We start from the raw sequence: 20,398 nt of genomic DNA, 5'->3' as shown, positions 1-20,398 counted from the left end.
CCTGTGGATCTGTTGAAGGCGGCGGCAGCTAAACGCATCGCAGAGCTAGTTGACCAGCTCAATCATCACCGTGCTGCGTATTACGAGGGCAACACCGTTCTGATTAGCGATGCAGAGTACGACGCGCTCCTGCAGGAGCTTGAAGCGCTGGAGTCCGAAAATCCAGAACTTATTTCGGGCGACAGTCCAACTCAAACCGTGGGTGGTTCCGCCAATCAGGCATTTGCGCCGGTCGAGCACTTGGACAGGATGATGAGCCTCGACAACGTGTTTTCGTTCGAAGAGTTTCGCTCTTGGGCCGAACGAGGTGGCGATGGCCCGTATCTGTGTGAATTAAAGATTGATGGCTTGGCAATCAACCTTAGGTATGTCGATGGCCGTTTGGTATCGGCCGCCACACGCGGCGACGGCGTGGTGGGCGAGGACGTAACTGCAAACGTATTGACTATCCAGTCGATTCCGCGCAAACTTGCCGGTTCTGGCCATCCGCCGGTCGTCGAAGTTCGCGGTGAGATCTATTTTGGCCTCGAAGATTTTGCCAAGTTGAATGAGGGATTAGTTGCTGAGGGTAAGGCTCCGTTTGCAAACCCTAGAAACTCGGCCAGTGGCTCGCTCAGGCAAAAAGACGCCGGCGTCACAGCCACCCGACCGCTCAAAATGCTGGTTCACGGCATTGGTGCTTGGCCTGATGCTCCGGTTAAAAATCAGTCGGACCTTTACGACCTCCTAAAATCTTGGGGCCTACCGACTTCCGATCGCTTCCGAGTGGTGAATTCGGTTGATGAGGCCTTGAACTACATCGACGAATTTGAGAAAAAGCGCCACTCTCTAGAGCACGAAATTGACGGCGTGGTGGTCAAACTTGATGAACTTGCTGTGCAACGAGAACTTGGATTCACTTCGCGCGCCCCTCGTTGGGCTATTGCCTATAAGTACGCCCCAGAGCAAGTCAACACCAAGTTGATTGATATTCGAGTATCGGTTGGCCGTACCGGCCGAGCGACCCCTTACGCAGTTGTTGATCCGGTTAAGGTCGCTGGGTCTGTGGTTGAGTTTGCGACTCTCCACAACCAGGATGTCGTCAAGGCCAAGGGCGTTTTGATTGGCGACACAGTTGTTCTTCGCAAGGCCGGCGATGTAATTCCTGAAATTCTTGGGCCGGTGGTTGAGCTGCGGACCGGTGCGGAACGCGCCTTTGTCATGCCGACCGTGTGCCCAGATTGTGGTTCTCCGCTAGCGCCATCTTCTGAGGGAGATGTTGACCTGCGTTGTCAAAACTCTCGCAGTTGCCCAGCCCAGTTGCGTGAACGGGTAGCTTATTTAGGATCAAGGGGAGTCCTCGATATTGAGGCTTTGGGTTACGTAGCAGCCTGTGCACTTACCCAGCCGGTCGAACCTGCTTCATCAGCGCTTAGGTCAGAGGCTGATCTGTTCGACCTAACTCTTGAGCAGTTGCTGCCTATCCGGGCGCTTGTTCTGGATCCAGACTCCGGATTACCAAAACTTGATGCCAATGGTGATCCAAAAATCGTCGACTTTTTTAGAAAGAAAGACGGTTCGCCGGCCGAGGTTGCCTTAAAACTGATTCGAAACCTTGAAGAGGCCAAGACCAAGCCGCTCTGGCGAATTTTGGTTTCTCTGTCAATTAGGCATGTTGGTCCGGTAGCGGCCAGGTCGTTGGCGGGTTTTTTCGGTTCGCTGGATCGAATTTTCACTGCTTCCGAAGACGAACTTTCGCGTGTCGATGGTGTTGGGTCAACGCTTGCCGCGTCCATCAAAGAGTGGATCTCAATCGATTGGCACCGCGAGATTATCGAAAAGTGGCGTGCAGCTGGCGTGCAACTTGAAATTCCAGGCCACGCAGGCCCGGGCGAGGCCGCTGTTGCGGGCGGAATTTTTGAAGGTATGAGCATCGTTGCCACTGGTTCGCTCAAGAATTTCACTCGTGAGCAGATTGAGGAAGCCATCATTTCCAACGGAGGCAAAGCGGCGTCATCGGTGTCAAAAAAGACCGCTTTTGTGGTGGCTGGTGAAAATGCCGGATCCAAACTTTCAAAGGCAGAGGAACTTGGTGTTGAGGTAATTACTGAGGATGAGTTCATCCTCAGATTCAAGGGCTAGACAGCCGTGCCTTTGGGGGCGGTTTGGTAGGCTAAGAGTCAATCATCTTTTGCCTAGCGAGTGGATTTATGTCTGAAATTACGCCCGACCTGGTTAGGCATCTTGCCAACCTGGCCCGCATTGACGTTACTGATCAAGAAGTAGCCCTTTTTGCCGAACAAATTAGCCTGATCGTTGATTCGGTTGCAACCGTTAAAGCAGCGGTTGAGGGTGACATTCCGGCAACAAGCCACCCAATCCCAATGGCAAATGTTTTCCGTGAGGACATCGTCGAGCCTTCGCTAACTCAAGCCGAAGCTTTGTCAGGTGCAGCCGACAGTGCTGATGGACGTTTCCGCGTGCACGCAATCCTGGATGGGGAGTAGTTAATGTCTGAACTCATTCGCAAAAATGCCAGTGAACTGGTTGATTTGCTCAAGTCTGGCCAGGTTTCATCTGTTGAAGTTACCCAGGCACACCTAGACCGCACTGCTGCCGTTGATGGTGCCGTCCACTCGTACCTACACGTTGGCCCAGAGGCGGCTCTGGCTGCCGCAGCAGACATTGACCGTAGACGTGCTGCGGGGGAGCCGCTTCACGGGCTTGCCGGTCTCCCAATCGCAGTCAAGGACAACCTAACCACCACAGATGCTCCGACTACCTCTGGCTCCAAAATCCTTGAGGGCTGGGTTCCGCAGTACGACGCAACTGTAGTTAAGAAGCTTCGCGATGCGGGCATGCCAATTCTGGGTAAGACCAATCTTGACGAATTTGCCATGGGTTCATCTACCGAATTCTCGGCTTACGGGCCGAGCCGCAACCCTTGGGACCTAGATCGAATCCCAGGCGGTTCTGGCGGCGGCTCAAGTTCTGTCGTTGCCTCGTTCCAGGCGCCTCTGGCCATTGGTTCTGACACCGGTGGTTCGATTCGCTACCCAGCATTCGTAACCGGAACCGTGGGAACCAAGCCAACCTATGGTGCGGTTTCTCGATACGGCCTTATCGCTTTGGCAAGCTCACTTGACCAGATCGGTCCAGTTTCGCGCAATGTTCTTGATGCTGCATTGCTTCAGGACGTAATCGCCGGTCACGACCCGCACGACAGCACCTCGTTGCCGGAATCACTAGGTTCTATGACCGAGGCCGCTAAAAAACTTGACGTCAAGGGCATGCGCATCGGTGTAATCAAGCAGCTCACCGGCGCTGGTTTTCAGCCTGGTGTGTCTGCGCGTTTCAACGAAAGCCTTGAGCTTTTGACAAACGCCGGTGCCGAAATTGTCGAGGTCGATTGCCCAAGCTTTGAATACGCAATTGCTGCCTACTACCTGATTCTTCCGGCCGAGGCTTCTTCAAACCTGGCTAAATTCGACTCGGTCCGCTTTGGTCTGCGCGTAACTCCAGAAGGTGCGCCTACCATCGAGCGCGTCATGGCTGCTACTCGCGAGGCTGGTTTTGGTCCAGAGGTAAAGCGCCGAATCATCCTGGGTACCTATGCTCTATCGAGTGGTTATTACGACGCCTACTACGGATCAGCTCAGAAGGTGCGCACACTAATTCAGCGTGACTTCGATGCCGCGTTTGCAAAAGCAGACGTACTGGTTTCACCGACTGCACCAACCACCGCATTTAAGTTGGGCGAGAAGCTTGAAGACCCACTGGCCATGTACCTCAATGACATCGCCACCATTCCGGCCAACTTGGCAGGTATCCCGGGTATGGCAATTCCAAATGGTTTGGCCGAAGACACTAATTTGCCATCGGGTATTCAGTTGCTAGCGCCGGCTCGTGCCGATGCCCGCCTGTACCAGGTAGGTGCCGCGCTTGAAAAGATGCATGAAGATGTCTGGGGCAAGCGAATGATTGATTTTGCACCAGAGTTGGAGGTTCGCGGCTAATGGCTAAAGACGAATTGATGAATTACGAAAAGGCCCTGGAGCAGTTCGAGGTTGTGATCGGTTTAGAAGTTCACGTTGAACTAAACACCAACACCAAGATGTTCTGTGGTTGCCGCAACGAGTTTGGTGATGAGCCAAACACCAACGTTTGCCCAATCTGTATTGGACTACCGGGATCATTGCCGGCTGTAAACAAGCGCGCCATTGAATCAAGCATTTCAATTGGTTTGGCCTTGGGGTGCGAAATTGCGCCTACCGGTCGCTTTGCCCGCAAGAACTACTTCTACCCAGACCTAGCCAAGAACTTCCAAACCTCTCAGTACGATGAGCCGATTGCTTTTGAGGGTTCTCTTGACGTTGAAGTTCCTTCTGGTAAGAGCTTCACAGTGCAGATTGAACGCGCTCACATGGAAGAAGACGCCGGCAAGCTAACACACGTTGGTGGCTCAACCGGTCGTATTCAAGGCGCTGAGTACTCACTAGTTGATTACAACCGCGCCGGTGTTCCGCTAGTTGAAATTGTTACTAAGCCTGTCTTTGGTGCCGGTGCTGAGGCACCAGAGCTAGCAGCGGCCTATGTGCGCTCGATTCGTGAAATCGTAAAGGGATTGGGTGTTTCTGACGCCAAGATGGAGCGAGGAAATGTGCGCTGTGACGCCAACGTTTCTCTTCGCCCACACGGTCAAGAAAAGCTTGGCACTCGTACTGAAACCAAAAACGTTAACTCGCTTCGCTCAATCGAGCGCGCGGTTCGATACGAAATCCAGCGTCAGGCAGCAATCTTGGCTAAAGGCGGCTCAATCATCCAGGAGACCCGTCACTGGCACGAGGACAAGGGATCGACCAGCTCAGGACGCCCTAAGTCAGATGCTGATGATTACCGCTACTTCCCAGAGCCAGATTTGGTTCCAGTTCAGCCTTCAAAGGAGTGGATTGAGGAGCTTCGCGCCAAACTACCGGAGAAGCCAGCTGACCGCCGCAAGCGTGTTCAAGCCGAATGGGGATTTGCTGACCTTGAATTCCGCGATGTTGTAAACGCGGACCTGCTCGACCAGATTGAGGAAACCGTTGCAGCCGGAGCAAAGCCTCAGGCGGCCCGCAAGTGGTGGACCGGCGAGCTTGCCCGAATTGCCAACAGCCAAGACCAGGATGTCACCGAGTTGAACATTTCTGGTGCTTCGGTGGCTGAACTTGCCGGACTAGTCGAGGCTGGCAAGCTAAACGACCGTCTAGCTCGTGAGGTACTGACCTTTGTTTTGGCTGGAGAGGGCTCTCCTTCAGAGATCGTGGCCGCACGCGGTCTTGAAGTTGTTTCAGATGACGGCGCCCTGATTGCCGCAATTGATGCAGCGTTGGCCAAGCAGCCAGATGTTCTTGATGCCATCCGTGAGGGCCGCATGCAGGCTGCTGGTGCCGTAATTGGTGCAGTTATGCAGGCCATGAAGGGCTCGGCTGATGCTGGTCGTGTTCGCGAATTGCTGATTGAGAAAGCAAACGCCTAAACGAGCCATCAAAAAGTAGAAAATCCCGATGACCTAAGTCATCGGGATTTTTTCTTGGGGTGAGTAACGGGGCTTGAACCCGCGACCCCCTGGACCACAACCAGGTGCTCTACCAGCTGAGCTATACCCACCAAGTGCCGTGCTTGACGCAACAACTCATAGAGTCTATCAGTTGTTTAGCAACGTTCGGCTAGATTGTGCAGATGAATGAGGTTAGTTTTTGGCTACCAACTCGGCAGCGGCCTTTGCCCGCTCTGAGGTAGGTCCTGGCAGTGGAATCATCACGGTCTCGCGGTAGTAGCGCAGCTCTTGGATGGATTCGAGAATGTCAGCCAAGGCGCGGTGACCGCCGCCCTTCTTTGGCATTTGAAAATACACTCTCGGGTACCAACGACGGGTAAGTTCTTTGATCGAAGATACATCGATGTTTCGATAGTGCAGGTGTTGGTCTAGTTCTGGCATGTAGCGGTTCAGGAACATGCGGTCAGTGCCGATGGTGTTGCCCGCTAGGGGAGCCTCTTTGGCGTTAGGCACAAAGCGCTTGATGTATTCGAGGATCAGGTGCTCTGCGTCAGCCAGCTCTAGACCGTTTTCTACCTCATTGATAAGGCCAGATTCGGTGTGCATGTTGCGAACAAAATCGTTCATGTTTGCCCAAGAATCCTCACGTGGTTTGATGACCACGTCAAAACCTTCATCGAGGATCTCTAACTCTGAGTTAGTGATTACTACCGCCACCTCAACTAGGCAATCCGACTCCGGGTTCAAGCCGGTCATTTCACAGTCGATCCAAACGAGGTTCTCTGAAATCTCAATCACGTTCCAAAAGTAGAGGAGGCCCCCGACAAAAGCCGAGGACCTCCCAATTCTACCGATTCCGGCTAGTTATCAAGCTGACCAATCGAAACGGCACCTGCGGCTTTGCTTGCCTTGCGGGTGCGTCTAGCTGCCTTGCGCTCCTTGCGGCCTTCTACCAGCCAGTAAAGAACCGGCACGATCACCAGGGTTAGCACGGTTGAGGAGAACAAGCCACCGATAACAACCACTGCCAGAGGTTGCGAGATGAAACCGCCACCGCCGGTGAACCCGAGGGCCATCGGTGTAAGGGCAAAAATGGTGGCAAGCGCAGTCATCAGAATTGGGCGAAGACGCTGTCTTGCACCGTCCATGATGGCAACCTGCGTTGGTCGGCCTTCCTTTCGGTACTGATTGATTAGGTCGATAAGCACAATCGCGTTGGTTACTACGATTCCCACGAGGAGCAACATTCCGATCAGCGCAGGAACACCCAGTGCTGTGTCAGTAATGAGTAGCATGCCCAGGGCGCCGGTAGCGGCGAACGGAATAGAGATGAGTAGGATTAGCGGCTGAATGATGCTTGAGAACGTTGCAACCATGACAACAAAGACGATGGCAATCGCAGCCAGCAGCGCTAGCCCGAGCTGGCCGAATGATTCAGCCTGTGAGGCACTGACTCCACCAATTGTTGCTGTGGTTCCGGCCGGAAGGGTTACCTCTTCAAGCCGCTTGGTTACGTCTGCTGAGATGGCACCCAAGTTATCTCCCGAAGGGGTCAATGAGACCTTTGCGGTTCGGTCACCCTTTTCGCTGGAGATAGATACCGGCACCTCAACCTCTTCGATTTTGGCGATCGATGAGAGCTTGATTAGGCCGGTTGCTGTTGGAATGTTGATAGCCTCAACTTCCGCGACGGTCTCAGGGATGTCAGTCTTGACGATGTAGATCGGTGTCTCAACGTTATCGATGTTGACCTTCCCGATGCTGGTTGGGCGCATGGTCGAAGCCACGATGCCACCAACAGCTACTTCAGTAAGCCCCTTTTCAGCAGCTGCCATCCGGTTTACTGTGATGCGCAGAGTCCGCTGCTTTTCAGCCAAAGAGTTGGTGACAGCAGATACATCCGGAGTGTCGGCCATTGCTGACTGAATTGCGGAGATTGCTTGGTTTAGGTTTTCATCATTAGAGGCAATTACCTTGATGTCGATGGTGCTCGAGCCGCCAAACGCCTCGCCGCCGCCAGAGGTGAATTTGACCTCGCCCAGGCTTGAGTCGGCTGCGAATTTGGCCTCAAGCTTTTCTTGAAGGGCAACCTGATCGGTGCCATCGACCGTTGTCACCTGAAGTGATGTTCCGCCGGCTGCGCCGCCGAATGCCACACGTCCGTCGCCGGATGAACCAATGGTTGTCTGAACAACGTCCACTGCTGGTTCATCCAAGAGCACAGCCTCAACCTTGGCCGCGGCTTCATCCTGTTGCTCGAAGGTTGCACCGGCAGGAAGCGTTTGGTTTAGCACAAAGCTATTTGAGCCTGAAGAGCCAATGAAGTCAGTCTTCAGCTGTGGCACAAGTCCAAAAGTGAACACCAAAATCAAGAAAGACGCCAGCAGTGTTACCACTGGTCGGCGCTGGGTCCAATTTAGAACAGGGATGTAGCCGCGCTGCAACCAGCTCTTTCTTTCCTTGGCTTCCTCGGCCTCGCGGACCTCTGCCTCGTGCTGGCGTGCTGCCTCCTCGGATTCGTGAACGATGCCCTTAGGTGACTTCAAGAACCAGTAAGCCAGCACCGGAACGATGGTCAGCGAGACGAAGAGTGAGGCAACCAGCGCAATTGCGAAGGTGAATGAGAATGGACGGAATAGCTCGCCCACCAGGCCGCCGACCAGGGCAATTGGCAGGAACACCGCAACGGTGGTGATGGTCGCAGCGGTGATCGCACCGGCAACTTCTCGAACCGATCGAATAATTGCCTGTTTCTTTTCTTCTCCGTAAGAGAGGTGACGGTTGATGTTTTCGATTACCACGATTGAGTCATCGACGACTCGACCAATAGCAATTGTCAGAGCGCTCAATGTGAACAGGTTTAGTGAGTAATCAAATGCGCTCAAGCCTATAAAGGTGATGAGAACCGAGGTTGGAATGGAAATTGCCGTAACCAAAGTTGATCGAACGGACATCAAGAAAACCAAGATGATTAGCACTGCAAAGCCAAGTCCCAGTAGGCCCTCGGTAGTTAGGTTCTCGAGCGACTTTTCAACATAAGGTGCCTGATCAAAAACCGTCACGATGGTTACGTCGCCACCAAGCTTGTCTTGAAGTTCGGTCACCTTTTCTTCAACAGCGTGAGAGATGGCGACTGTGTTTGCATCCTGTGTCTTGGTAAACGCGATAGACAATACCGAGTTGCCGTTCACGCGGGCAATGCTGGTAACCGGGGCATCTTCGTAGCTCACGGTTGCAACATCCGACACCTTCAACGCAACGGTTGAGGTAGAAACTGTCGGGGTGCCGGTGAAGCTAGGCATTCCTGGGATTGTCGGAACCGTAGGGGTGGTCACCGAAGTTCTGGTTCCGATAAGCGGAAGGTTTTCAAAATCTTCTACTGAATTTACGGTCTCGCCAACTTCTACAGAGATCTGGCCATCGGCATCATCGATGGTTCCCGCTGGAATCACGAAACCATTTGACTGAAGTGCGGTGGTAATCGACTGTTGAGAAAGACCGTTGGCGGCCAGTTTGGCCTGGTCAAGTTTCAGATTGATGCGTTTCTCGGCAGCGCCAGAAATTGAGACTTCGCGCATGCCTGGAATCTCGCCGAACAGCGGTTCTGCGATGTCTGGAAGAGTTTGAGCCAACTCATCGTTGTTGCCCGAGTTGTCAGAAACACCCAGCACCAAAATAGGAACACTGTCAAAGCTGCCCGAGAGAATCTCGGCATTTGCATCCTCTGGAAGTGAGGACTGAACTGTAGCTAGGGCAGCGGCAAGGTCCTCTTTGACCTGTGCGGAGGTGACTCCGTAGTCAAACTCAACGCGAACAATAGAGATGTTGCTTTGGGAGGTTGAAGTCGAGGTGACTAGCCCATCTAGCTGTCGAACAGCATTTTCAATTGGCTGGCTTACCTGCTTATCGATAACCTCCGGAGAGGCACCGATGTAGGTCGTGACAATGGCAGCCTGCGGCGTCTCAAAGCTTGGAATGAGCTCTTGCTTCAATGATCCGAGTGAGATGAAACCGAAAACCGCGACAATTGCGGTGATTAGCGCGACGACTGAGCGATTAGCAAGACTTAGCTTGGCTAGAAGATGCATTGGGCCCCTTAAATAGCAATACCTCTAGGCTAACCCAGGGGTCAGTAGAGGTATTCCTAGAAAAGCTTTTTAAGCCAGTTCGAACTGACCGCCTTCAATTTGTCCTTGCTTGCGGTACATGTCCAGCTTTTGACGGGTGTCAGCGATGTCAAGGTTGCGCATGGTCAGCTGACCGATTCGGTCGGTTGGGCCAAACGCTGCATCCTCGGTGCGTTCCATCGACAGCTTCTCAGGGTGGTAGCTAAAGTTCTCACCCTCAGTGTTCACAATGGTGTAGTCATCTCCGCGACGAAGGCGCAGGGTCACAGATCCATTTACTGCTGAGGCAACCCACTTGGTCAGTGATTCACGCAGCATCAGGGTCTGCGGGTCTAGCCAGCGACCTTCGTAAAGTAGGCGACCCATTCGGCGGCCTTCTGCGTGGTAAGCCGCTACGGTGTCCTCGTTGTGAATTGCCGAAATTAGGCGCTCATAGGCAATGTGGATCAATGCCATTCCAGGAGCCTCGTAAATTCCGCGACTCTTGGCCTCAATAATGCGGTTCTCGATCTGGTCGCTCATGCCTAGTCCGTGGCGCCCACCGATCTCGTTGGCTTTCATAATTAGGTCAACAGCGTTTTCAAGGCTTTCACCATTGATTGCCACTGGGCGGCCCTGACGGAAAGTGATCCTGACGTCTTCAGTCTCAATTTCCACCGATGGGTCCCAGAACTTGACACCCATAATTGGTTCGACGATTTCGTATGAAGTATCCAAGTTTTCAAGGGTCTTTGCCTCGTGGGTCGCGCCCAGCATGTTGGCATCCGTTGAATATGCCTTCTCTACTGATGCACGGTAAGGCAGTTTGCGCTCTAGTAGCCACTCGCTCATTTCGTGGCGACCGCCGAGCTCGTTTACAAAGTCAGCGTCAAGCCAAGGCTTGTAAATTCTTAGGTTTGGGTTGGCCAAAAGACCGTAGCGGTAGAAGCGCTCAATGTCATTGCCCTTGTATGTTGATCCGTCGCCCCAGATTTCAACACCGTCTTGGTGCATGGCGCGCACCAGCATGGTTCCGGTGACTACTCGGCCCAGGGGAGTGGTGTTGAAGTAAACCTTGCCGCCGGTACGGATGTGGAATGCGCCACAGGCCAAGGCAGCAAGCCCTTCTTCGGCAAGAGACTGTCGGCAGTCGACTAGGCGGCCAGCCTCGGCGCCGTAAACCAGAGCGCGATCTGGAATTGAATCAATGTCGTCTTCATCGTACTGACCAAGGTTGGCTGTGTATGAGTAAGGAACGGCGCCTTTTTCACGCATCCATGCCACAGCAACAGAAGTATCTAGGCCACCAGAAAAGGCAATGCCGACTTTTTCACCAACAGGTAGGGATGCAAGAACTTTAGTCATAAGACCCAAGTTTACTTGAGTAGTGAGGCCATCTGCTTCTGGATCAGGTTGGCTGCAAAAACAGGATTGATGCGGCTCATGATATCCATAAGTCGAGCATCGCTGCCGATAGTGATTCGCGGCCGGTTGTGCTCAATCGCTTCAATCATCGCGTGTGCCGCAATCGGTGCGGGAGTCGTCTTGAATTTGCTTTCAGTTGCCGCATCGGCAGGCATTGCCATTCCAGAATTCGCCGCGATGTTCGTTGCAATAGCTCCAGGGAACACGATGGTGACACCGATGTTTGTGGCTGCCAATTCAGATCGCAGTCCCTCTGTAAGCAACTTTATGGCAGCTTTGGAAGCTCCGTACACGCTCTGGCCAGGAACCGGGGCGTAGGCACCCATTGATGAAACGTTAAGAATGTGCGCCTCAGGGCGACTCATCAAACCAGGCAGAAATGCTTTGGTCATCATTAGCGGGCCATCGAAGTTCACCTTCATAACTCGTGCAGCTTGTTCCAAAGTCAGTTCGTTGATCTTTACAAAAGGCTGGATTATGCCGGCATTATTGATTAGACCGTCAACTGAACCGAGGGCGCTTTCAATTTTTTGCGGCAGCTCAGCGACCGTTGCTGCGTCGGTTATGTCGAGCACGAAGGTTTCAACGCTTCCACCGGCAAGTGTTTTTGTTTCAAGCAGGGATTCCTCGCGAAGGTCGATTGCAGCAACCTTGGCTCCACGGCTTACCAGTTCAATCGTTAGCTGACGCCCCATACCGCTGCCGGCACCGGTAACGACTATTACTTTCCCCTGGACCTTCATGGAATTCTCCTTCTAACTAGAACTTATTTTTAGAATACGCCCGTTTGCGCCAAAGGTCACCGAGAATCTCTGTCGACCAAAGCGCCCAAAGAATCAGAAGCGGTTGAAAGGCCAGTCGAATCGCTCTTGCCGAATCCGTATTTAATCCAAAGGCGTCAGTCTGAGTGATCCACTGTGAGATGTTGCCGGGAAACACGGCGACGAATAGTCCTGCTGCTAGCCAGCCGAAAACGCGCTTTTTGCTAGGCCAAAAAACTAATCCCAAACCGATCAGCACCTCGACCACACCGGAGGCAACGACAACAAAGTCAGGATCGAGCGGAACCCAGGTCGGAACCTGAGCTTGAAATTCGGAACGTGCAAAAGTGAGGTGACCGGTTCCGGCAAAAACCAATGCCGACCCCAACAAAAGCCGGGCTATGGCCCGAACGACCTTAATTTTTAGCCCCGATTCGATTGATTAGTCGTGCCGAAGAGATCATCGCGCCGCCTAGGACGGCTGGAATTCCGCCGCCTGGATGCACCGAGGCCCCTACACGCCAAAGCCATGGGCGCCACAGCGAGTTGTATCCGGGTAGGTGTAGCGGGCCGCCCTGCCAAATAGGTCGGGTTGTTCCGTAAAGCGAGCCTCCGTTTGCTCCAAATTCAGCAAAGTAGCCGGGGTCCAGAATTTTGTAGTCCAGAATCAGATCTTGGATGTTTTGCTCTAAGCCAATCTGATCGCTAATTCGCTCGAGCTGAGCTTGAACGAACTCGTCATTTAGGTCAAAGTGCTCACCGTTGGCCGGGGCTGTGAGCAGTATTGCGGCGGTGGCTTTGTCATTTGGATAAATGTGGCCAGGTTCGTAGTAATTCAAAAACGCCATAGTCTCGTTTGGAACCACAGTTTGGTCCAAGGACTTGTGCAGAGCGCGAGGGTCTGAGGGCATTATTACCGAGTGGGTAACTGTTCCCGCAGGGAGCGGCTCTTTCAAGACAGCAAAAATCGCTACTCCCGAGCAAGATACACGCTTAGGTTTGCGGCGCTTTTTGCCGAGCAGTCGATCGGTTACTTGGGCATCAGTGGCCGCAATGATGTAGTCAGCCTCATAAGTTTTGTCACTGGTGCGCACCGAGCCTTTTGAGATTTTCTTAACTTCAACGCCCGTGATAATTTCTGCGCCGGCTGCCGAGGCGAGTCGGCCAAGCGCCAGGGCAATTTCATAAACGCCACCCCGTGGAACAAAGATCCCCTCCTTGGCCATGACGCCCGCAATGGTTGCATAAAGGGCCAATGTGCGTTCTGGCGAGATGCCTGCATTCAGCGTGTGAATGGCAATCACTTCTCGCAATCCGTCAGGCATCCAATCGAGGCTATTCAGGTAGGCCCGAGTTGATAGGTGACGCCCGTAGGCCTTGGTAATCGCGGTCACCGCCGGCAGAGTTGCCGCATCGAAAGGATCTGAGGTCAACAGGTTGGTGATTTCGGGTCCGAGGTGACCGTGTTCGGATTCAAATCGCACCCAAGCCTCGTGCCACGGGTGGTTAGCCGGCACAGGCAGGTCAACAATTTCGGACCCAAAGTAATACCTGCCAACCTCTGGCAGTCTTTCTAGCTCAAGTGCCGCGAGTTTTGCAGCAGCGCCCTTGGTGCCCCGCGAGTCATAGCGGTTAAAAAACTCTTCAAGCACTGCGGGGAAGGTCACCAGTGATGGTCCGGTGTCAATCCGCTGGCCGGCAACTTCAATGCGCCTTGATTTGCCGCCGATCCAGCTATTGCGCTCGAGAACTGTGACGCTGTGTCCAGCTTTGGCTAAAAGTGCGGCAGCCGTTAGGCCACCTAGGCCGGCGCCAACCACAACAATTCTTTTGGCCATCAGATTGCGCCCAGGACAATAGCGGTCACTATTTGGACGCCCGCTACTGAACCAACCACATAGGGGTAAGCCACCGAGTACTTATAAACGCGCTTGGCATTCTGAGTTGAGTTGTCTTGTCTAATCAGCCAGATTAACCACGCCGCGTAGGCCACGTTGGCTAGCGCTAGTGGAATGTTGACGAACCAGAACAGGATTGTCGAAACAGTCCACCAGAAGCCAACCCAAACCAGCGATTTGTTTACGCCCAGATACACGGCAGTGGTTTTGATTCCAACAAAGGCATCCTCATCGATGTCTTGGATGGCGTCATAGGTGTGCTTGGCCAAGCTCCAGGCCATCAGGGCAAACACTGCCAGCCAGATTGGCTCCTCGCCGAGTGCAAGAGGCACGAAAGCCAGCGGAAAGGCGTAATCCGCGTTGCTAATAGAGTCCAAGAACGGGCGGCCCTTGAACCTAGCCGGCGGGGCTGAGTAGAACAAGAAAGTTAGGCTGTAGGCCCATATCCAAATGTTGGCTTCGAGTGAGTAGTTGAGGCCAAAGAAAATCAAGAAAGGTGCATTCGTAAGAATTACACCCCACGTAATCCAGGGCACCTCGCGCGGATCAATCTTGGCTCCACCAAATCCACCCTTGCGAATGTTGATGTTGTCAGTTTCTTGGTCAAAAATGTCGTTGATGCCGTAAATCAGCAGGTTGAAAGGCAGCGTGACCCAGATCAGCAACCAGATTGAGTCCCACCGCCAGAGATCTCCGGTAAGCCAAACGGCCATGAGTGTCGTTCCGATGGTGTTAATCCACAGAACCGGTCTGGAAATAGTTATCAATCGCCCTAGCACGCTCTAACTCTAACCATGGTCTCGAAGTCGACGGTAAACTATCAGGGTCCCAATGTCGGGGCTAGCCCTCGTAGCTCAGTGGATAGAGCAAGAGCCTTCTAATCTCTTGGTCGCAGGTTCGATTCCTGCCGGGGGCGCCCTTTAGTCAACCAGCGGTTGATCGCTGATGATTTCGTGATGCACCGGACCGGACTCCAATTCGCGATTGAGTCGAGCCAAATCAGAATCCGACAGAACAAAATCCAAACCACTTAGGGAATCCAACACCGATTCACGTTTTGTGACTCCAGGCATAACCACCAAGTTTGGTGAAAGACTTCGCAGCCAAGCGCTGGCTACGGCAAATCTGCTGACTCCCTGAGCCTGCGCACTTTCATCCAGAATGTCGTATGACTTGCTCTCGCTCTCGGTGCTGCGCGCACCCATCATCGGCGACCAGGGCAGGTAAGCCAGCCCCAGTTCCTCGCAAATCTCCAGAACATCCATGTCGTGGTGGTAAACCGGATTCAGTTGATTTTGCACTGAGACCAGGCCCCCGTCAGCGGGGCCACCGACAGCATCAAAAGCCGCTCGCAATTGCTTGGCGTTGTAATTGCTTACACCGATGTGCCTTGCGATGCCCGAGGCTTTGACTGCCTTGAGCCCAGCCAGTGCCTCAGAAAAAGTTCTTGATGGATCTAGGCGGTGGTGCTGCCAAACCGGGATAACGGCTACCCTCAGATTTTTAGCCGAGCGCTCAGCGGCCCTAACTAGATAATCGGCACTGGCGTTTCGTCCCCAGAGTTCACCTTCGCTGCGAGTGATTCCGCCCTTGGTGGCCAAAACGAGACTCTGTTTTTGTTCAGCCGAGCCTGACCAGCCGTCAATTGCGTCAGCCAGCAAAATTTCGTTGTGGCCCATGGCGTCCCAACTAGGGGCATAGATGTCTGCGGTATCAAAGAAAGTGACACCCTCATCAAGGGCAAATCTCAAGACATCAAGAAAAGCTTCGCGAGCCTTTTCATCAGTGAGCACGGGTGAGCCGGGCCATGAAGCATTCATAAAACCAAAGCCGATCGACTTACGCAGATTCAGTAGCGGGTTCATTTTTGTCCTAGCTTTTTAGTGGCACTTGAAGTTACCTGAATGGTTTTCTTATCGTACGGGCGTTTCGATTTGGAATTATTCGGGAAGTAATTTGCTAAACAGTCAATTGATAAGCCCATGACTCTAAACCAGATCGAACTCACCATGATTGATGGCACCAAGAAATCTTTTGCTGATTTTGCCGGCAAGGTTGTCTTGGTCGTAAATGTTGCATCACGCTGTGGGCTAACGCCGCAGTATGAAGCTTTAGAAGCGCTGCAAGAGAAGTATGAAGATCAAGGGTTCACGGTTTTGGGTATGCCTTCGAATCAATTCATGCAGGAGCTTGGATCGAGCGACGCGATTGCAGAGTTCTGCAAAACCACATTTGGGGTGACTTTTCCGCTGACCGAGCGAGTAAAGGTAAACGGTCGGAACCGACACCCGCTGTTCGAAGAGTTAGTAAAAGCCAAGGACAGCGCTGGCCTAGCTGGTCCTGTGATGTGGAACTTTGAAAAGTTCTTGGTGTTGCGAGACGGTTCAATCAAGCGTTTTAGACCGACCACCAAGCCGGATGCCCCTGAGGTTATTTCGGCAATTGAGGCCGCACTAGCGGTTCGGTAGCCAGTCGACCACGATGCGAGCAACTAGTTGAGCGGCCCTTTATGGAAGTGCTCAAACACCAGGTTGGTTCTGGTTGACGCAACGGTGGCATTGTTCGAGAGGTTTTCGAGAACAAACTCGCGCACCTGATTGTTGTCCTTGACCGCCAGGTGAACCATAAAGTCCTCAGCGCCACCGAGAACGAACACTTGAATCACTTCGGGTAGTGCGCGCATTTCATTCATAAAATCGCTCAGATGGGCCCGCGCGCCAGCTCTCAGCGTCACTGAGATAAGTACCTGGCTCTCAAGACCCACCGCACTGGGCTCGATATTGGCAGTGAAGCTGCGGATGACACCGTCACTGATCAAGCTGCGAACTCGGGCTATGCAGGTTGATTGTGCAATTCCGACCGATGCCGCTAGATCGGCGTTGGTCATTCGGGCATTGTCGCTAAGTAAGCGCAGCAATTCGATGTCGATCGCATCAAGCTCACGCTGAAATTTCTTCGTTGAACTGTTAATTCTCGAGCTCCTTTGTGAAGTTATTTTGAGAATACTCACTATCTGTCGAATAATCCACGGTTAACTCACGGCTGGCTTGAGTATCCTGCAAACTTATCTGCAAGTATCGAAGGAGATTCAAATGCGCATCGGTGTACCTAAAGAGGTAAAAAACAACGAAAACCGAGTAGCACTCACTCCAGCAGGGGTGCACGAACTTGTTAGGCACGGTCACTCGGTGGCTGTACAAGCGGGTGCGGGTGTCGGTTCCGGCTTCAGTGACGCTGATTACCTTGCTGAAGGTGCGCAAGTGTTGGCGACGGCCTCTGAGGTTTGGTTAGGTGCCGAGATGGTCATCAAGGTTAAAGAGCCAATCGCCAGCGAGTATGACTTATTGAGACCAAACCAAATCCTCTTTACTTACCTGCACCTCGCTGCCTCGCGAGCTTGCACCGAAGCACTGCTCAAGGCTGGCACCACAGCGCTGGCCTATGAGACGGTCCAGCTGGCCAATCGTTCCCTTCCGCTTCTGCAGCCGATGAGTGAAGTCGCTGGACGTCTATCTGCCCAGATTGGTGCCTATCACCTAATGAAAAGCCAAGGCGGTGCCGGCGTATTGATGGGCGGTGTACCTGGTGCTCCAAAGGCAAAGGTAGTGGTTATCGGTGGCGGAGTTGCCGGCGAGCACGCAGCTACAATCGCGCTTGGGATGCAGGCTGATGTCACAGTGATTGACGTTTCGCTGCCTAAGTTGCGAGAACTCGATGCCCGTTTCTCTGGCGCGGTTAAGACTCGAGTCTCGACCGCGTATGAGATTGCTGACCAGTTGCGTGATGCCGATTTGGTAATCGGGTCTGTGCTGATTCCCGGAGAAAAGGCGCCGAAGTTAGTGACCGACAAGATGGTTCAGGCCATGAAGCCTGGATCGGTGTTGGTTGACATCGCGATTGATCAGGGTGGGTGTTTTGAGAATTCCAGACCAACCACTCACGACGACCCTACTTTTCAAATCCACAACAGCACCTATTACTGCGTCGCAAATATGCCGGGTGCGGTTCCTGCTACTGCCACGCGTGCGCTGACTAATGCAACGCTTCCGTATGCAATTTCGATTGCCAACCTAGGATGGCGAGCAGCCGTTGCGGCTGATTCTGCGTTAGCCAAGGGGCTGAATACCCACGATGGAAAACTAACCTTTACCGGCGTGGCCCAGGCTTTTCCTGACCTGCCATTCCTCGCGGTCGAAGAGGTGTTGGGCGCTTAGCGGCGCTTGCGGCGAACCAGTGAAACAGCGAAACCAATAATCGCCAATCCGAGCATCGACCAAGACCCAATTCGTCGCTGTTCGGCAATTGCTTCACAGCTGGTCCAACCTTCTGCCTGAACGTCAATGCAGGTAGCCGGATCAAAGAATCCGATCAGCGAAGCAAATAGGGCAACTGCGCTAATGGTGGCCACCATTGCCATCGAATTATTTGCAACTCGCATGATTGTTCCTTTCGCCAAATTGAACAACTTGAAACAAGTAAACAGAATTCCTGTGGTTAGAATCAAAAACAGGCACTCAAGGGGAGAGGTGATGTCATGGCAGTCAAGCTCAGTTCGAACGCTGTCTTGGCGCTAGCAACTTTTCTAACCCTAACCAACACCACACTGGTGGTGGCTTCGGTGAACGGATTTTCTCGCGTGACCGAAGAGCTGGGAAGTTTCCTGGTCAACAACGGTGGTTCTGGTGGAGTTGTGGGACCGGAAGGTCCAATAGGCCCTGCCGGTCCAGCTGGACCAATGGGGCCTCAGGGGCCAACCGGAGCGACTGGACCCGCGGGTGAGTCAGGTGCCCCTGGGACACCGGGTCAGCCGGGATTACCGGGTGAAGATGGCGCAGAAGGTGCTGCTGGACCAATGGGTGCAACCGGTTCGGCTGGCGCTTCCGGAGCCGATGGCGCTACTGGCGCCACAGGCCCTATGGGCCCTCAGGGTCCGGCCGGACTAAACGGTGCCGACGGTTCAGCCGGTCCGATTGGGCCTCAGGGTATTCAGGGTGTGCAGGGGCCTATTGGCCTAACCGGCCCACAGGGGCCGAGCGGGGTGATTTCAGCCACCGCTCCACTGGTTTATGACTCGCAGAATCAGTCAATCTCACTCAACATGAATGATTTTGATTACCTAGGGAATCTTGGGTACCTACAGTTTGACGTGACTCAAGATGCAACTGAGGCGCCAGGCAGATTTACCTGGAACCCGGAAGTAGGCACTCTTGACCTTCAATTGGAAAACGGTGAAGTTACCCTTCAAGTTGGGCAAGAGTCGGTTCAACGGGTCCACAATAACGGCGCCACTCCGCTGGTTAACGGCCGCGCCGTTCGTGTTGCAGGAACATCGAATGGCTTGCTGGACGTGGTACACGCAGATAACAACACAGTCCTAGGCGCCACTGGTGTTATCGGTGTCTTGACCCAAGACATCGCTGCAGGAGCCGAGGGATTTGTCACTACCTATGGTTTGGTCCACGAGCTAGACACCTCTGCCTGGACTGCCGGATCGCCCCTCTATCTGAATGGCGATGGTGCATTGACCACGGTGCGCCCAACTAACGGACGCATTATCCAGTTGGGGTATGTGGTGCACTCAGATGCTGTTGATGGCGCAATTTATGTTTCACCGCTCCAAAACTTCGAGCCAATCATCGGTGGAATTTGCCAGGTGCCGGGGCAAGTGGGCACCGGTGTTTACGGCTGGCACAACCTTGCCGGAGCCCGCTGGATTATTGTTTGTGACTACCCGTAATGCTCAATAAAGAAATCGATTAGAGGAAAATATGACCAACGGATACCGCTCGAATTTGGCAACCACGCGATTGGTGGTTGCTACCTTTGGTGTGTTCATAAGTGCGATGTTTTGGCTAGTGGTAGCTACCTACCCAAGCTTCTTTCTTTTCAACCCCTATGAGCAGGGTGAGCCGGTTCGAAGTTTCATGCTGACGCTTACCGGACTGGGATGGTTGCTAATCGCAAACGGTCCGGCGATTCTGATGGGTCTGTATGCAATTGGTAGAACGGCTGCTATCAAATATTTGCCGATTATCGCTCTGGTGTGGCCGGTTTCCCTGATTATTAACCACATCAGCCTATTCATCCAAGAAGGACAGTGGTACACCGGTTACTTGGCTGATTACCCGATTTTCATCGTCACTGACATCCTGCTGCCACTCTTATTGGTTGTAGTTTGGCTAGAGCTTAGGCAGCGCGCTGTTCACCTGAACACAAAGGAACCATATTCGGTGTAGCCCCAAATAAAAAAAGCCCCAGCTCTGAAAGCTGGGGCTTTTTTAGATTGACTGTTGATTAGTTAGGTTCTGAAACGTCGCCGATCTCGCCGCCCTGGGCCTCGACTTCCTTGCGAATTTCGTCCATGTCCAAACCTTCAACCGCAGTGATTAGCTCTTCCAAGGCTGCTGCCGGCAACGCCCCAGCGCGGTTGTAAAGCAAGATGCCATCACGGAAAACCATCAGGGTAGGAATCGAGCTGATGCCAGCCTCGCCAGCAAGCTGTTTCTCCGCCTCGGTATCGACCTTTCCGAAAGTGATTTCTGGGCGCTTATTCGACGCTTCTTCGAAAACTGGCGCAAATTGGCGGCAAGGGCCACACCATTCCGCCCAAAAGTCAACGATGGTGATGCCCTCTTTTACGACAGTGTCGCCAAAGTTTGCCGCGCCAAGTTCAATAGTTGCCATGTGTGT

The 20,398-nt window shown here is 53.2% G+C and carries 19 protein-coding genes and 2 tRNA genes; 9 read left to right on the top strand and 12 right to left on the bottom strand.

Annotation, left to right across the window (positions count from 1 at the left end):
* Positions 1 to 3 precede the first annotated feature (3 nt).
* The 4 genes from ligA (at position 4) to gatB (ending at position 5,497) form a co-directional block, all read left to right on the top strand.
* Positions 4 to 2,121, top strand: coding sequence for an NAD-dependent DNA ligase LigA (gene ligA, locus FFA38_RS04155; RefSeq protein WP_138315629.1), 2,118 nt, complete (start codon positions 4 to 6; stop codon positions 2,119 to 2,121).
* Positions 2,122 to 2,189: 68 nt separating this feature from the next.
* Positions 2,190 to 2,486, top strand: a complete 297-nt coding sequence (gatC, locus tag FFA38_RS04150; protein ID WP_138275534.1) for an Asp-tRNA(Asn)/Glu-tRNA(Gln) amidotransferase subunit GatC — start codon at positions 2,190 to 2,192, stop codon at positions 2,484 to 2,486.
* 3 nt (positions 2,487 to 2,489) lie between these two features.
* The gene (gene gatA / locus FFA38_RS04145) at positions 2,490 to 3,995 is read left to right on the top strand and encodes an Asp-tRNA(Asn)/Glu-tRNA(Gln) amidotransferase subunit GatA (RefSeq protein ID WP_138315628.1); all 1,506 of its coding nucleotides are present in this window, start codon (positions 2,490 to 2,492) and stop codon (positions 3,993 to 3,995) included.
* Positions 3,995 to 5,497, top strand: coding sequence for an Asp-tRNA(Asn)/Glu-tRNA(Gln) amidotransferase subunit GatB (gatB, locus tag FFA38_RS04140; RefSeq protein WP_138315627.1), 1,503 nt, complete (start codon positions 3,995 to 3,997; stop codon positions 5,495 to 5,497). Before gatA ends, gatB begins: the two co-directional genes overlap by 1 nt.
* Positions 5,498 to 5,552: 55 nt before the next feature.
* Here gatB and FFA38_RS04135 read toward each other — a convergent pair.
* The 8 genes from FFA38_RS04135 to FFA38_RS04100 form a co-directional block, all read right to left on the bottom strand.
* Positions 5,553 to 5,628 (bottom strand) — tRNA-His (locus tag FFA38_RS04135).
* A gap of 82 nt (positions 5,629 to 5,710) precedes the next feature.
* On the bottom strand, positions 5,711 to 6,316 hold the full coding sequence (gene orn, locus FFA38_RS04130) for an oligoribonuclease (protein ID WP_138315626.1): 606 nt from the start codon (positions 6,314 to 6,316) through the stop codon (positions 5,711 to 5,713).
* Positions 6,317 to 6,378: 62 nt separating this feature from the next.
* Complete coding sequence (locus FFA38_RS04125) at positions 6,379 to 9,606, bottom strand: efflux RND transporter permease subunit (protein WP_138315625.1); 3,228 nt, start codon at positions 9,604 to 9,606, stop codon at positions 6,379 to 6,381.
* A 69-nt stretch (positions 9,607 to 9,675) separates the two neighbouring features.
* Positions 9,676 to 10,989 carry an argininosuccinate synthase gene (gene argG, locus FFA38_RS04120; RefSeq protein WP_138315624.1) on the bottom strand — a complete coding sequence of 438 codons (1,314 nt, stop codon included), beginning with the start codon at positions 10,987 to 10,989 and terminating at the stop codon, positions 9,676 to 9,678.
* An 11-nt stretch (positions 10,990 to 11,000) separates the two neighbouring features.
* Complete coding sequence (locus FFA38_RS04115) at positions 11,001 to 11,792, bottom strand: SDR family NAD(P)-dependent oxidoreductase (protein ID WP_138315623.1); 792 nt, start codon at positions 11,790 to 11,792, stop codon at positions 11,001 to 11,003.
* A gap of 16 nt (positions 11,793 to 11,808) precedes the next feature.
* Complete coding sequence (locus FFA38_RS04110; RefSeq protein WP_419247540.1) at positions 11,809 to 12,198, bottom strand: DoxX family protein; 390 nt, start codon at positions 12,196 to 12,198, stop codon at positions 11,809 to 11,811.
* A gap of 28 nt (positions 12,199 to 12,226) precedes the next feature.
* The gene (locus FFA38_RS04105) at positions 12,227 to 13,648 is read right to left on the bottom strand and encodes a phytoene desaturase family protein (RefSeq protein WP_138315621.1); all 1,422 of its coding nucleotides are present in this window, start codon (positions 13,646 to 13,648) and stop codon (positions 12,227 to 12,229) included.
* Positions 13,648 to 14,487, bottom strand: coding sequence for a UbiA family prenyltransferase (locus FFA38_RS04100; RefSeq protein ID WP_138315620.1), 840 nt, complete (start codon positions 14,485 to 14,487; stop codon positions 13,648 to 13,650). The genes FFA38_RS04105 and FFA38_RS04100 overlap by 1 nt, the downstream gene beginning before the upstream one ends.
* A 64-nt stretch (positions 14,488 to 14,551) precedes the next feature.
* Here FFA38_RS04100 and FFA38_RS04095 point away from each other — a divergent pair.
* Positions 14,552 to 14,624 (top strand) — tRNA-Arg (locus tag FFA38_RS04095).
* Between the two features lie 4 nt (positions 14,625 to 14,628).
* On the opposite strand, the gene FFA38_RS04090 is transcribed toward FFA38_RS04095, so the two are convergent.
* A complete protein-coding gene (locus FFA38_RS04090; RefSeq protein WP_138315619.1) occupies positions 14,629 to 15,573 on the bottom strand; it encodes an aldo/keto reductase in 945 nt (314 codons plus the stop codon).
* 117 nt (positions 15,574 to 15,690) lie between these two features.
* On the opposite strand from FFA38_RS04090, the gene FFA38_RS04085 reads away from it, so the two are divergent.
* On the top strand, positions 15,691 to 16,176 hold the full coding sequence (locus FFA38_RS04085) for a glutathione peroxidase (RefSeq protein WP_138315618.1): 486 nt from the start codon (positions 15,691 to 15,693) through the stop codon (positions 16,174 to 16,176).
* 23 nt (positions 16,177 to 16,199) lie between these two features.
* On the opposite strand, the gene FFA38_RS04080 is transcribed toward FFA38_RS04085, so the two are convergent.
* Positions 16,200 to 16,718 carry an Lrp/AsnC family transcriptional regulator gene (locus FFA38_RS04080; protein ID WP_336470564.1) on the bottom strand — a complete coding sequence of 173 codons (519 nt, stop codon included), beginning with the start codon at positions 16,716 to 16,718 and terminating at the stop codon, positions 16,200 to 16,202.
* A gap of 82 nt (positions 16,719 to 16,800) precedes the next feature.
* Here FFA38_RS04080 and ald point away from each other — a divergent pair, with 82 nt between their 5' ends.
* Complete coding sequence (gene ald, locus FFA38_RS04075) at positions 16,801 to 17,922, top strand: alanine dehydrogenase (protein ID WP_138315617.1); 1,122 nt, start codon at positions 16,801 to 16,803, stop codon at positions 17,920 to 17,922.
* On the opposite strand, the gene FFA38_RS04070 is transcribed toward ald, so the two are convergent.
* Entirely contained in the window at positions 17,919 to 18,146 is a 228-nt protein-coding gene (locus FFA38_RS04070; protein WP_138275520.1) for a hypothetical protein, read from the bottom strand. The two genes, ald and FFA38_RS04070, sit on opposite strands and share 4 nt — an antisense overlap.
* Positions 18,147 to 18,242: 96 nt before the next feature.
* On the opposite strand from FFA38_RS04070, the gene FFA38_RS04065 reads away from it, so the two are divergent.
* A complete protein-coding gene (locus FFA38_RS04065) occupies positions 18,243 to 19,445 on the top strand; it encodes a capsid cement protein (protein ID WP_138315616.1) in 1,203 nt (400 codons plus the stop codon).
* A 31-nt stretch (positions 19,446 to 19,476) separates the two neighbouring features.
* On the top strand, positions 19,477 to 19,944 hold the full coding sequence (locus FFA38_RS04060; RefSeq protein ID WP_138315615.1) for a hypothetical protein: 468 nt from the start codon (positions 19,477 to 19,479) through the stop codon (positions 19,942 to 19,944).
* Between the two features lie 58 nt (positions 19,945 to 20,002).
* Here the strand turns inward: FFA38_RS04060 and trxA are convergent, their stop codons facing one another.
* Complete coding sequence (trxA, locus tag FFA38_RS04055) at positions 20,003 to 20,392, bottom strand: thioredoxin (protein ID WP_138275518.1); 390 nt, start codon at positions 20,390 to 20,392, stop codon at positions 20,003 to 20,005.
* Positions 20,393 to 20,398 lie beyond the last annotated feature (6 nt).

The organism is Rhodoluna limnophila, assembly GCF_005845365.1.
Classification (GTDB): domain Bacteria; phylum Actinomycetota; class Actinomycetes; order Actinomycetales; family Microbacteriaceae; genus Rhodoluna; species Rhodoluna limnophila.
This window is presented reverse-complemented; position numbering and strand designations above follow the sequence as displayed.